11 protein-coding genes and 1 pseudogene are annotated in these 12,243 nt (G+C 67.1%); 3 read left to right on the top strand and 9 right to left on the bottom strand.

Translation table 11 applies throughout. The annotated features are described in order from the left end of the window. Positions 1-543, bottom strand: a pseudogene (locus E3T19_RS19450) (glycosyltransferase family 2 protein); the annotation flags it as partial. 415 nt (positions 544-958) lie between these two features. Here E3T19_RS19450 and E3T19_RS17080 point away from each other — a divergent pair. Further along, positions 959-3,265: a hypothetical protein gene (locus tag E3T19_RS17080; RefSeq protein ID WP_134409419.1), complete on the top strand. Its 2,307-nt coding sequence runs from the start codon at positions 959-961 to the stop codon at positions 3,263-3,265. Between the two features lie 77 nt (positions 3,266-3,342). Here the strand turns inward: E3T19_RS17080 and E3T19_RS17085 are convergent, their stop codons facing one another. The 5 genes from E3T19_RS17085 to E3T19_RS17105 all read right to left on the bottom strand — a co-directional run bounded on the left by E3T19_RS17085 (position 3,343) and on the right by E3T19_RS17105 (position 7,333). After that, positions 3,343-4,266 carry an ABC transporter substrate-binding protein gene (locus E3T19_RS17085; RefSeq protein ID WP_088456081.1) on the bottom strand — a complete coding sequence of 308 codons (924 nt, stop codon included), beginning with the start codon at positions 4,264-4,266 and terminating at the stop codon, positions 3,343-3,345. 41 nt (positions 4,267-4,307) lie between these two features. Beyond that, positions 4,308-5,021 carry an ABC transporter permease gene (locus E3T19_RS17090; RefSeq protein WP_134409420.1) on the bottom strand — a complete coding sequence of 238 codons (714 nt, stop codon included), beginning with the start codon at positions 5,019-5,021 and terminating at the stop codon, positions 4,308-4,310. Continuing rightward, complete coding sequence (locus E3T19_RS17095) at positions 5,018-5,695, bottom strand: ABC transporter permease (protein ID WP_134409421.1); 678 nt, start codon at positions 5,693-5,695, stop codon at positions 5,018-5,020. The genes E3T19_RS17090 and E3T19_RS17095 overlap by 4 nt, the downstream gene beginning before the upstream one ends. Next, positions 5,692-6,516, bottom strand: coding sequence for an ABC transporter ATP-binding protein (locus E3T19_RS17100; RefSeq protein WP_088456078.1), 825 nt, complete (start codon positions 6,514-6,516; stop codon positions 5,692-5,694). Before E3T19_RS17100 ends, E3T19_RS17095 begins: the two co-directional genes overlap by 4 nt. Before the next feature lie 160 nt (positions 6,517-6,676). Next, positions 6,677-7,333 (bottom strand): TetR/AcrR family transcriptional regulator, encoded by a 657-nt coding sequence (locus tag E3T19_RS17105; RefSeq protein WP_088456077.1) that lies wholly within the window; start codon positions 7,331-7,333, stop codon positions 6,677-6,679. Between the two features lie 218 nt (positions 7,334-7,551). Here E3T19_RS17105 and E3T19_RS17110 point away from each other — a divergent pair, with 218 nt between their 5' ends. Then, complete coding sequence (locus E3T19_RS17110; protein ID WP_088457979.1) at positions 7,552-8,601, top strand: App1 family protein; 1,050 nt, start codon at positions 7,552-7,554, stop codon at positions 8,599-8,601. Between the two features lie 36 nt (positions 8,602-8,637). Here E3T19_RS17110 and E3T19_RS17115 read toward each other — a convergent pair whose 3' ends face one another. The 3 genes from E3T19_RS17115 to hisD are packed head-to-tail and all read right to left on the bottom strand — an operon-like array spanning position 8,638 to position 11,511. After that, positions 8,638-9,693, bottom strand: a complete 1,056-nt coding sequence (locus E3T19_RS17115) for a quinone-dependent dihydroorotate dehydrogenase (RefSeq protein ID WP_134409422.1) — start codon at positions 9,691-9,693, stop codon at positions 8,638-8,640. A gap of 2 nt (positions 9,694-9,695) precedes the next feature. Further along, positions 9,696-10,178 carry a transcriptional regulator NrdR gene (nrdR, locus tag E3T19_RS17120; protein ID WP_088456075.1) on the bottom strand — a complete coding sequence of 161 codons (483 nt, stop codon included), beginning with the start codon at positions 10,176-10,178 and terminating at the stop codon, positions 9,696-9,698. Positions 10,179-10,191: 13 nt separating this feature from the next. Next, on the bottom strand, positions 10,192-11,511 hold the full coding sequence (gene hisD, locus E3T19_RS17125) for a histidinol dehydrogenase (RefSeq protein ID WP_088456074.1): 1,320 nt from the start codon (positions 11,509-11,511) through the stop codon (positions 10,192-10,194). Between the two features lie 70 nt (positions 11,512-11,581). Here hisD and E3T19_RS17130 point away from each other — a divergent pair, with 70 nt between their 5' ends. Further along, a complete protein-coding gene (locus tag E3T19_RS17130; protein ID WP_088456073.1) occupies positions 11,582-12,148 on the top strand; it encodes a flavin reductase family protein in 567 nt (188 codons plus the stop codon). Positions 12,149-12,243: the final 95 nt, after the last annotated feature.

Raw genomic sequence — 12,243 nt, forward strand, 5'->3', positions numbered from 1 at the left:
CGCGATGGACGGGAAGTAGGTCCAGGCGCCCGCGAGAAGACTCGATGCCAGCCGTCCTCCCGAGATCTGCGTCGCCCCGGCCACGCGCGGCCGATACCAGCCCTTGACCCGATCAGCCAGGGGCAGGACATCCTGGCCGGTGGCGTCCATGACCTGGACCCCCGGCTGAACGAAGTCCGCTTCGGGGAATTCCTCGACAAGCTGACGAATCCGGGCCACGTAGTTGGGCAGGAGGAGGTCGTCGCATCCGACGATGGTCGTGAAATCCGCGGTGGCCAGTTCGGCGCACTTCTTGAAGTTGCCGCTCACGCCCAGATTGATCTCGTTGCGGAGGTAGACGATGCGGGGATCGTCCAGACCGGCCACCCAGGCTCCCGGGGCGGCATCCGGATACTGATCATCGATCACAACGAGTCGCCAGTTCGGATCCGTCTGCGCCAGAACACTCTCCACGGCAAGCCGGAACAGGGCCGGATCGCCGTAGAACGGCATCATCAGGTCGACGGAAAGGGCCTGGATCGCGCGAGCGCTCGACGACGTCATGAGCGACTGACGTCTGCGCTAGGTGCGGACGCGGCACGAGCGACGTCAGCGTCGCTGCAAACCGTGTGTTCCAGCGAAAATGTGCTTAACATTCTGATTAGGACTCTCTGGTGACTATCGATCGGATCTCCTGCGGCCCAGGGCCATGTTGCCGCGACGTTCACCCACCAGTCTAACGACGGGAATTCCAAAGAGCCGCGCTGACCCGCGAGATGGGGTGCTGTCGCCGGAGTGTCATCGAGGGGGTGTAGCCGACGCAGTGTAATAGAGTACCTAAAAGTACTGAATGGCAACACGCGTTCAGCTGCTGGGGGGGAGCGCGCGATTGCCTGTGGGCGGCCACCCGAATCTGACCTCTGAACGCGCTGGCCAACGTAGGGAAACGCTCATGATCCGTCTGCCGAATGTCTTACGGATGAGCGCTCGGCGCTGGACGGGATTCCTCGCGGCGATCATCGCCGTCGTGCTCATTGCCCCGCTTCTGGTGGTCGGCCAGGCGCCGTCCCGCGCGGAAGCCGCCTCGGCTGCCGACTTCAACCCCGGCAACATCATCTCTGACGCTCAGTTCTACAACTCGAACACGATGAGCGTCGCGCAGGTGCAGGCGTTCCTCAATTCCAAGGTGCCCTCCTGCCGGTCCGGCTACGTCTGCCTGAAGGACTACCGCGCAGACTCGTCCTATCAGCCGCAACGGGCCGCCGGCTGCGCCGCTTACCCCGGCCCGGCCAATCAGAGCGCTGCGGAGATCATCTGGCAGGTGTCCTCCCTCTGCGGCATCAACCCGCAGGTGATGCTGGTCCTGCTGGAAAAAGAACAGGGACTGGTGAGTGCGACCTCACCCACGTCCGGCATCTACCGCAAGGCGACGGGGTTCGGCTGCCCGGATACCGCCGACTGCGACGCCGTGTACTACGGCTTCTTCAATCAGGTCTACAACGCCGCATACCAGTACAAGAAGTACCAGGCCACACCGAGCGGACGCAACTTCCAGGCCGGCCGGACGAACACCATCCAGTGGCACCCCAACGCCGGGTGCGGATCGTCACAGGTGTACATCGAGAACCAGGCCACGGCAGGCCTCTACAACTACACCCCGTATCGACCCAACAGCGCCTCGTTGGCCAACATGTACGGCACCGGTGACGGCTGCTCCACCTACGGCAACCGCAACTTCTTCCGTATCTTCACGGACTGGTTCGGCAACACCCAGGGCGGGGGCGACTTCGCTCGCACCGAATCGAACGGCACGATCTACCTGCTCTCCGGAACGACGAAGTACGCCGTTCCGTCGATGGACGTCCTGAACGCCCTCGGCGCGCTCGGCCCGTTCCGGATCGTTTCGCAGAGCTACCTCGACAGCTTCTCGACCTCTCCCCTCCTGGCGAGCACCCTGGTGCGTGACGCGGGCAGCGGCGATATCTCGCTCGTCCAAGCCGGTGTGCGGCATCGTTTCACCTCGTGTGAGCTCGTGACCTCGTACGGGTTCGCCTGTGCCGCGGCCGTCAACCTCTCCCCTGCCCAGCTGGCCAAGTTGCCGGTGGGTGGCGAGATGACCAAGTTCTTCGTGGTCAACGATGGAACCGTGTACATGCTGTCGCCGGGCGGTCGCACCGCGATCACCGCGTGGGAGACCGTCATCAGCCTCAACGGAGGCACGGTTCCCTACATCGCCACCATGAGCGCCCAGGCTGCCGCAGCGCTTCCGATCGTCCAGGCCGTGCTGGCACCGATGAGCCTGGCCAGGTCGTCCAGTTCGGCAACCGTCTACTTCATCGACGGGCTTGACCGTAAGCTCCCGATCGCCTCGTTCGGTCTGGCGAGCGAGTTCGGTGCGAACGGCTTCAAAACCGTGCCGCAGTCCCAGCTCGACACCTACTCCACGGGTGCGGCACTGACGCAGACCGTTCGGTGCGACAGCAAGGCCTACTTCGCGGCCGCCGGCTCTCTGCGCGAGTTGGCGCAGGGCGCGGAAGCGTCAGGCCTGCCGGTCACCGACCTGTCGGCCGACTCGTGCGCCCGGCTGCCCCGGGGCGAAACCATTGCAGGCGCGTTGTTCGTGATCTCGCCGGAAAGCCCCACCGTCTACGGGGTCAAGGCCGGCACGGCTCGCGGCGTACCGACCTGGACCACGCTGCTCGCCTTGAACAACGGTTCCGCTCCTCAGATCGTGTGGATTTCGCAGGATGCCCGATCCGCGATCCCGCTTGCTTCCCCGTACTTGCCGGGCGCCTCGCTCGTTCGCAGCCCGGGCGACGCCACGATCTACTTCGTTGACGGTGCCACCCGCAAGATCCCGGTGGCCTCGTTCACGACGACGTCGGCGTTCGGAATCAACTCGTGGTCGTACGCGACCGATGCGTCACTGGCCACGTATACCGCGGCCGCCGGAAGCCTGACGCGTGTCGTGCGCTGCGATTCCACGGAGTATTTCGCCGCGGGAGATCGCATCTACCCGCTGGCCGGCGGAGTCACTCATGGAATGCCCGTGACCGATCTGACCGGTGGCACCTGCGCTGTGCTTCCCCAGGGCGGCGGCGCACCCATCGAGCACGTCTTCGTGAAGACCTCCGACAACGGCACGGTGTACGTCGTCGAGGCCGGGACACGACGTCCGCTCGGTTCGTGGGACCAGATCGTGGCGATCAACGGAGGCAAGCAGCCGATCATCCTGGTGGACGGCCCGGGAACGCTCAACGACATCCCGGTCGGTCCCGCCGTCTAGGGCACCGAGCACACACCCGAACACACAAGAAACGGCCCCGTGAAGATCACGGGGCCGTTTCTTGTGTACGAAGGCGGCTAGATCAGGCCTTCCTGGGTCAGCCACTCCGTCGCGATGGTGTCTGCCGCGGCCTGGTCGTTCACGCTCTGGGCGTTCAGGGCCATCAGGGTGTCGGTGTCCAGGGCAGCGCTGACGGCGTTCAGGATGTCCGCCGCCGAGTCGTCGACCTTGTCGGAGACGACGGGCACGACGTTGTCCGGCAGGAACAGGTTGTCGGGGTCGTCAAGGGCGATGAGGTTGTTCGAGGTGATGTTGGGATCCGCCGTGTAGATGTTCGCGAGCTGGATCTTGTTGTCGACAAGAGCCTTGACCGTCAGAGGTCCGCCGCTGTCCTCAACCGGGGTGAAGCCGGCGATCTCGATGCCGTACTCCTCCTTGAGGGCGGTCGGTCCATACGGGCGGGTCTCAAGCTCGGAGTTGCCTCCGACGGTGATCGGTTCGGTGACCTCGGACAGCGAGGCGATGTCGGTGAGGCCGTAGGTGTCCGCGAACGCCTGGGTGACGGTCCAGGAGTTCTGGTCGCTGGCCTCGGCCCGATCGAGCACGGTCAAGCCTTCCGGCAGGGCCGCTTCCAGGGCCGTGTAGACCTCGTCGGCGGTGCCGGTCGGGGCATCGGCCTCCAGGGCCTGAAGCAGGCTGCCGCTGTATTCGGGGAACACGTCGATCGAGCCTGCCTCGATCTCGGGGAGGTAGGCCTCACGCTGGCCGATGCGGAACTGGCGGTCGACCGTGAAACCGCCGTTCTCCAGTGCCTGCGCGTAGATCTCCGCGATGATCTCGTTGGAGTAGTAGTCCTGCGATCCGACGACCAGAGTCTCGGATCCGGCCGAACTCTCTCCCTCGTCCAGGGGATCCCCGGACGCGCACCCTGCAAGGGCTACGACAGCCCCAACCGCGACCGCGCTGACAAGCGCGAGCCGGCCTCGTGTGTTTGTGAACATGCTGTTGTCCTTCCTCAGGTACCGAAGATTCGGTAGATGTATCACCGTGCGACTGCGGGGCCGCCGGTGCGAAGCTTGGGGGCGGTGCCGAGGCGCCCGGAGACACCCCGCGGTACAACAAACCGTTGGATCAGCGCAAAGATTCCCTCCAGCGCCAGGGCCAGCAGGATTACGAGGATCGACCCGCCCAGCATCTCGGCATAATCCCTGGTTTTCAACCCCGAGAACAGATATCGACCCAGACCGAGATCGGCCACATAAGCGGCCAGGGTCGCTGTCGCGATCACCTGCAGGGTGGCCGAGCGCAGCCCACCGATCAACAGGGGCAGGCCCAGGGGCAGTTCGACCTTCCGCACGATCTGCAGTTCGCTCATTCCCACGGCGCGCGCGGCGTCGATGGTGCGCCGGTCGATCGCCTCGAACCCTGTGTACGCGCCGGCCAGGATGGGCGGGATCGCGAGCACCGTGAGGGCCACGTACGGGGCCACGACGCCGATGCCGACCCACAGCGCGACCAGGGTGAGCAGGCCCAGGGTGGGAATGGCCCGCAGCCCTCCCGAAGTCGTCACCGCGAGGCCGCGGCCTCGGCCGGTGTGACCGATGAGGTAGCCCAGCGGGATCGCGATAGCCGACGCGAACACCAGGGTGACGAGGGAGAAGACGAGGTGCTGTCCGATGCGCAGCGGAATTGCGTTGAGCCCGACGTAGTTGGCCGGGTCGAGGATCCAGTCGATGGCGCTGGCGAAGAGGTTCATGCTGCGCTCACCTCGAGAGGAACACTCGGCTTGGGCGGGGCGACCCGTCGGGTCCAGGGCATCAGCAGCCGACCGGCGAGCACCAGCGCACCGTCGAAGAGGAGCGCAAGGGCCACCGTGGCGACGAGACCGGCGACGATCTCGGCCTGGATTCCGCGCTGGAAACCGTCGGTGAAGAGGCTGCCCAGGCTCTGCACCCCGATCACCGCGCCGACGGTGACCAGGCTGACGGTGCTGACCGCCACGACCCGCATGCCCGCGAGCAGGACCGGGCCGGACAGCGGGAGCTCCACCTGCCAGAACCGCGACCAGGTGGAATAGCCCATCGCGGAGGCGGACTGGCGGACGTCGGCATCCACCGAAGCGAGACCGTCGGCGACGACCCGCACCATCAGGGCGATGCCGTAGAGCGTCAGGGCGATGATCACGTTCACCGGGGAAAGCAGGCTGGTGCCGATCACGGCCGGCAGCACGAAGATCAGCGGCAGCGAGGGCACCGCGTAGAGCAGGCCGGCGCCGGTGAGGATGATCCCGCGGCTCACCCGGTAGCGCCGGGCGGACCAGCCCAGCGGAACGGCGATCACGAAGCAGATCACGATCGGCGGCAGGCTCAGCACCACGTGGTCGAGGGTGCGCGCCCAGATCAGGCCGAGGTTGGCCAGGACCCAGGTCATCGGGCGCTTTCTGGCTTCAGCACACCGGCGAGGCGCCCGTCGCTGTCGACCACGACGTCCTCATTCCCGTGCCGCTCCACGTGCAGCGCCCGCCGGCCCCGATCGGCGCCCACGAAACTGGCGACGAAGTCGTCGGCGGGGTTGGCGAGCAGCTCGGCGGGCGAGCCCACCTGGGCGATGCGGCCGCCGTCCCGCAGGATCACGATCTGGTCTCCCAGCAGGAACGCTTCCTCGATGTCGTGGGTGACGAAGACGACGGTCTTGTCCAGCTCCTTCTGCAGCCGAACCAACTCCTGCTGGAGCTCGGCGCGCACGATGGGGTCAACTGCCCCGAACGGTTCGTCCATCAGCAGGATGTTCGGGTTGACGGCCAACCCCCTGGCCACGCCGACGCGTTGCTGCTGGCCGCCGGAGAGCTGGCTCGGGTATCGGTCGGCCAGCGCGCGGTCCAGCCCGACGGTGTCCAGCATCGCCAGGGCATCCGCCCTGGCTTGACGCTTCGGCGTGCCGCGCAGCAGCGGCACCGTGGCGACGTTGTCGAGGACGGTGCGGTGCGGCAGGAGTCCCGAGTTCTGCATGACGTAGCCGATTCCGCGGCGCAGCTTCACGGGGGGCAGAGTGGCGATGTCCTCGCCGTCGATCTCGACCGAGCCGCTGGTGGGGTCGACCATGCGGTTGATCATCCGCAGCAGAGTGGTCTTGCCCGATCCGGAGGACCCGACGAGCACTGTGGTCTTGTGGGAGGGCAGGACCAGGCTGAAATCCTCGACTGCGAGGGTGCCGTCGGGGAAGCGCTTGCTGACGGAACGGAACTCGATCATGGCTGGGCTCAATCCTCGGTGCGGGCTTGACGTCCCTCGCTCCCGCGGATGCGGGGCGACGGAAGCAGGCAAGTGCGGATGACCAGCCAATCATTCTTCGGAGCCGAATCCAAAGCGGATTGCCGTGGTTCGTCGTCAGCGCCACAGGCGACGAGTCGGGCTAGGCGTCCGTACCGTAGTAGCCGACGAGGTAGTCGTGCATGATGCGTCGGCACTCTGCGATGAAGCGCTCATCACCCTGGGTGTTCCAGGTGAAGGCGCGAGACAGCAGGGAGTCGGCCATTTCGACGGCGACTTCGAGTCTGAAGATGAGGTCGGGGCCACCGGACAGGCCGAATTCTTCCGACAGGACTCCGGCGATCTGGTTGGCGAAGAATCCCGAATCCAGCTGGTCCGGCCCGGTGGACTGGGCGCGTTCACGATCGGCGAAGTGCAGGATGCGGAATCCGGGTTCGGCGCGATACAGCTCCACGAAGGCCGAGATCCCGCAGTCGACGGCTTCCCACCAGGTTCCCGGCTGGGTTTCCTTGAGGGTGTCGGCGACACGCTGCCGGAAGCGCTGGACCGCACGCTCGCGCAGTCCCTCGAGGACCGCGACCCGATCGGGGTAGTAGCGGTACACAGTGCCGATCGAGGCTCCCGCACGTTCGGCGACCATGGCCGTCGTGATGCGGTCGAAACCGACCTCGTCGACGACCTCGGCCGCAGCGTCCAGAAGTGCGGTCAACCTGGCGGCACTGCGCTGCTGGATGGGCTCGGTGCGGATCTGCCGCCCCTGTGCGACAGAGTCTCCCCCGAATATGTCGATCAGCGCCACGTGTCCTCCTTGAATATACGTCACAATCTTAGGGCCCCCGACTGACACCCAGACACAGAACACACCCCCCAAACGGAGTGGGAGCGGCTGCCCCGGGCGGGTCGCCGTGGTGGTTCTCCACCCCGGGACCGTGCCGAGCAGCCCCGCGGCGCATGAGAGACTGAACTGTGTCAAAGTCCCCCGCCACACCGTCCACTCCCCTCAACCCCGTGCGCCTCATGCACCGAGCCGCGCGGATCGAGGATTGGCTTCACGACAAGCGGGAAAAGTTCGCCCGTCGGCGCGGACACCTGCCGGTCGTCATCCCTTACACCGGCTATGGCACCACGGAACGCGTGCGGATTCTCTGCCGCGTCCTGTTGGCAAAACCCGTGAAGTCCACCGGCACCACCCCCAAGCGGCGTCGCACCGACAGACGTGACGGGAGCATCCGCGGCTGGCGGAGCTTCACCAGCGTGCCGGTCAACGACGTCACCGTCACCATCGACATCGGCGGCAAGGCACACCGGGTGCAGGCCGACCGCGGCGGAGTCGTCGACACCGTGATGCAGGTCAACCTCGAGCCGGGCTGGCACACCGCTTCGCTGCACACCCACGCCTCCGGCAGCGTCGACGCTCCGGTCTTCGTGGTCGCCCCCGATGTGCGCACCGGCGTGATCTCCGACGTCGACGACACCGTCATGGTCACCACTTTGCCCCGTCCGCTCCTGGCCGCGTGGAACACCTTCGTCCTCGACGAGCACGCTCGCGTTCCGACGCCGGGCATGGCTGTGCTGCTGGACCGCCTCGCCGATGCGACACCGGGGGCTCCGGTGATCTACCTGTCCACAGGTGCCTGGAATGTTGCGCCGACGCTCAGCCGGTTCCTCTCCCGTAACCTCTACCCGGCCGGGGCGCTGCTGCTCACCGACTGGGGACCCACCCACGACAGGCTGTTCCGCAGTGGCAAGGAGCACAAACGCGACAACCTGCGCAGGCTGGCGCACGAGTTCCCCGACATGAAGTGGGTCCTCATCGGCGACGACGGTCAGCACGACGAGGCGATTTACAGCGAGTTCCAACAGGATTTCCCGCAGTGCGTCGCCGCGGTCGCCATCCGTCGGCTGTCGCCGAGCGAGGCCGTGCTGGCCGGCCGTAGGGCCAAGGACGCCGTGGAGGCCAAGCCGGATCCGCTCTGGGTCTACGGACCCGACGGCGCGAGCCTCGCGGCCCAGCTGGCCGGCCTCGGACTCATCACTGATCCCGGAGCGCCCGGACCCACCGATTGACTCGTGGCCGGGCGCCGGCGGGTGCCGGCCTGCCGGTCAGGAGAGGATCGGGCCGGTGGAACGACCCGCGAGGAGTCTGTCGAGTCCGCGGTTGATCTGGCGTGCCCAGAGCGGTCCGCGGTAGAGAAAGCCGGTGTAGCCCTGCACGAGGGTGGCGCCGGCGTCGAGACGCTCGACGACCTGCTGCGCAGTCTCGACGCCGCCGACCGAGATGACGCACAGTTCGGCCGGCACGGAGGCCCGGATGAGGCGCAGGACGGACAGCGACCGGTCGTTCAGGGGCGCACCGGAGAGCCCGCCGGCGCCGGCCTCGGCCACGACGGCCGGGTCGGTCAACAGATTCTCCCGGCTGAGGGTGGTGTTGGTGGCGATGATGCCGGCCAGGCCGAGTTCCACGGTGAGACCGGCGATGCGGGTCACCTCGTCATCGGTGAGGTCGGGTGCGATCTTGACCAGCAGCGGGGTATCGCCGGCGTGTTCCTGCACCGCCCGCAACAGTGGGGCGAGCTGATCGAGTTCTTGCAGGCCACGCAGGCCCGGGGTGTTGGGGGAGCTCACGTTGACCACCAGGTAGTCCGCGAGAGGGGCCAGTGCAACGGTGCTGACCAGGTAGTCGGCCGTGGCGTCTTCGACCGCGGTGACTCGGCTCTTGCCGATGTTGATGCCCAGGACCGGACGGCTGGGGGTACGGCGAACCTGGCCCAGGCGCGCGACGGCCGCCTCGGCACCGCCGTTATTGAAGCCCATCCGGTTGATGACAGCGCGGTCGGATACGAGACGGAACAGGCGCGGTGTGGGGTTGCCGGGCTGGGCGACCGCGGTGAGCGTGCCGACCTCGACGTGCCCGAAGCCGAGCCGGCCGAGCCCGATGACGGCGTGGCCGTCTTTGTCGAACCCCGCCGCAACACCGAACGGCGAGTCGAAATGCAAGCCGAGGGTGTCCACCCCGATGTCGGTGCGCGGGCGGGTGAACCTGTGCACAAGCGGGCCGAGACCGAGGCGCGGCATCCACCGGATGACCTCGAAGGCCAAGTGGTGAGCCCGCTCGGGGTCGATCCGGGTGAGCACCAGCTTGAAAAGGGTGGGGTACACGTCTACCGTTCGGGTTCGGGATCGGATTCCGAGGCGGCGGTGTGCTCGGTGCGCAGCTGGCCGATCGCACTCTCGAAGTCTTCCAACGAATCGAATGCCTGGTAGACGCTGGCGAAGCGCAGGTAGGCCACTTCGTCGAGGTCGCGCAGCGGGGCGAGGATGGCCAGGCCGATGTCGTTGGCCTCGATCTGGGACGCACCGGTCTGACGGATGGTCTCCTCGACCTTCTGCGCGAGCATGGCCAGGTCAGAGTCGGTGACCGGGCGGCCCTGACAGGCCTTGCGCACGCCGGAGACGATCTTCTCCCGGCTGAACGGTTCGACCACGCCGCTGCGCTTGATGATGTTCAGGCTGGCGGTTTCGGTGGTGCTGAACCGGCGACCGCACTCCGGGCACTGCCGGCGGCGACGGATCGAGAGCCCGTCGTCGCTGGTGCGGGAGTCGATGACACGGGAATCTGGGTGGCGACAGAACGGGCAATACATTGTGCCTACGAGCCTACCGTTCCGCGGCCGTGCTGAATCGGACGCTGACGGCGTCACCGTGGGCGGGCAGCGCCTCTGCAGCGGACAGGGCAAGGATGTGGTCGGCCACGCCGGCGAGGCCGTCTCTGGTGTAGCGCACGACCTGCTGCGGGCGCAGGAAGGTGTACGCGCCGAGGGCCGCCGAGAACCGCGCCTGTCCCCCGGTGGGCAGCACGTGGTTGGAGCCGGCGGCATAGTCGCCGAGGCTGACCGGCGCGTACGGGCCCAGGAAGATGGCGCCGGCGTTGTCGATCTGGCCGAGGACGGCGTCGGGGTCTTCGGTCTGGATCTCGAGGTGCTCCGGACCGAACGCGTTGCTGAACGCGGCGGCTTGCTCGAGGTCGTCCACCAGCACGATGGCCGATTGGCTGCCACCCAGCGATGCGGTGACCCGTTCGGCGTGCGTGGTGGTGGTGGCCAGGTCGTTCAGGAGCGCTTCGACGGCTTCGGCGAGCTCGGCGGAGTCCGTGACGAGCACGGCGGCGGCGAGTTCGTCGTGCTCGGCCTGGCTGACCAGGTCTGCGGCGACAAAGGCCGGGTCGGCCGCGGCATCGGCGATCACGAGGATGTCGGTCGGTCCGGCTTCGGAGTCGATCCCGGTGACGCCGCGAACGAGCCGCTTGGCGGCGGCGACGTAGACGTTGCCGGGGCCGGTGACGAGCTGCACGGGGTCGAGGCCGAGGCCGGGCACGCCGTAGGCGAAGGCGCCCACGGCGCCGGCGCCGCCCATGGCGTAGATCTCGTCGACGCCGAGAAGACCGGCGACGGCGAGGATGGTGGGGTGCACTCGTCCATCGAAGTGGCTCTGCGGCGGGGATGCGAGGGCGATGGAGGTGACCCCGGCCACCTGCGCGGGCACCACGTTCATCACGACGCTGGACGGGTAGACGGCCTTGCCGCCGGGAACGTAGAGGCCGACCCGCTGGACGGGGCGCCAGCGCTGCACGATCTCGGCGCCGTCGGCGATCGTGGTGGTCACCAGGGGCGGCACCTGTGCGGCACTGGCCAGGCGTACCCGGCGGATGGTCTCCTCGATCGCGACGCGGACATCCGGGTCGAGGGCCTCAAGGGCCTCGGCGACGTGGGAAGCCGGAACGCGAACGTGCTCGGGGCGTACCCTGTCGAGGCGCTCGGCCTGGTCGAGCAGGGCCTGTTCGCCGCGTGCGCGCACATCATCGATCAGTTCGGCGGCAACGTCACTGGCGACCGTGACGCTGGTGAGCGCCCGGGGCACCGAGGCCAAAAGTTCGGCCGGAGCAGGCCGCGTTCCTCGAAGGTCAATCGTCTGGATCATGTCACTCCAGCTTATCCAAGAACGGTGCTCGCACGGGAATAGGCTGATCGGTGAAACGATTGGCACCACTATGAACGAACGCACCACCGCACCGGCAGGTCTTCCCTCCGCAGGTCTCCCCCACGCCCCGGCCCTCGACACCGACCCGAACGCGCCTGGCGACCTGGCCGCGTTCAAGAACGCGTTTCGCCGTCATGCGGCGGGCGTCGCGGTCGTGACCGCGCTGGACGCTCAGGGCAAGCCCGTCGGATTCACCGCGACATCCCTGGCGTCCATGTCGGCGGTGCCGCCCCTGGCTACCTTCAACATGGCGAAGTCGGCCAGCTCGTGGCCGGCCATCAACGAGACCGAGCGCGTCGTCATCCACCTGCTCGGGCTGCGCAACCGCACCCTGGCCGAGCGGCTGGCCGGACCCAACGCCGAGCGCTTCGTCGGCGATCACTGGCGGGTGGGACCGTACGGCCTGCCCGTTCTCAACAACGTGACGTCGTGGATGGTGGGACGGATCGTGGAGCGCGTGACCGTGCACAACTCTGCTGTGGTCGTAGTGCAGATCGAGGGCGGCGGCCTCGGCGATGACGACGAGGCGCTGATCTACCACGAACGCCAGTACCGGGCGTTGGGCGAAACGCTCTAGCTGTGCTGCCCAGGGACGTTGGTCGAGGTGTGATTCAGCTGTAGACGGGTGAGGACCTCCGGTCGAGAGTGGAGCTGTCTAGTTCTCTCACTGTC

The organism is Cryobacterium sp. TMT4-31 (assembly GCF_004403385.1).
Taxonomy (GTDB): Bacteria; Actinomycetota; Actinomycetes; order Actinomycetales; family Microbacteriaceae; genus Cryobacterium; species Cryobacterium zongtaii.

Excerpts from the sequence above, each read along its gene's own strand:
- E3T19_RS17080 (WP_134409419.1), top strand. The coding sequence starts at position 959 with ATGAGCGCTCGGCGCTGGACGGGATTCCTCGCGGCGATCATCGCCGTC.
- E3T19_RS17085 (WP_088456081.1), bottom strand. The coding sequence starts at position 4,266 with ATGTTCACAAACACACGAGGCCGGCTCGCGCTTGTCAGCGCGGTCGCG.
- E3T19_RS17090 (WP_134409420.1), bottom strand. The coding sequence starts at position 5,021 with ATGAACCTCTTCGCCAGCGCCATCGACTGGATCCTCGACCCGGCCAAC.
- E3T19_RS17095 (WP_134409421.1), bottom strand. The coding sequence starts at position 5,695 with ATGACCTGGGTCCTGGCCAACCTCGGCCTGATCTGGGCGCGCACCCTC.
- E3T19_RS17100 (WP_088456078.1), bottom strand. The coding sequence starts at position 6,516 with ATGATCGAGTTCCGTTCCGTCAGCAAGCGCTTCCCCGACGGCACCCTC.
- E3T19_RS17110 (WP_088457979.1), top strand. The coding sequence starts at position 7,552 with ATGCACCGAGCCGCGCGGATCGAGGATTGGCTTCACGACAAGCGGGAA.
- nrdR (WP_088456075.1), bottom strand. The coding sequence starts at position 10,178 with ATGTATTGCCCGTTCTGTCGCCACCCAGATTCCCGTGTCATCGACTCC.
- hisD (WP_088456074.1), bottom strand. The coding sequence starts at position 11,511 with ATGATCCAGACGATTGACCTTCGAGGAACGCGGCCTGCTCCGGCCGAA.
- E3T19_RS17130 (WP_088456073.1), top strand. The coding sequence starts at position 11,582 with ATGAACGAACGCACCACCGCACCGGCAGGTCTTCCCTCCGCAGGTCTC.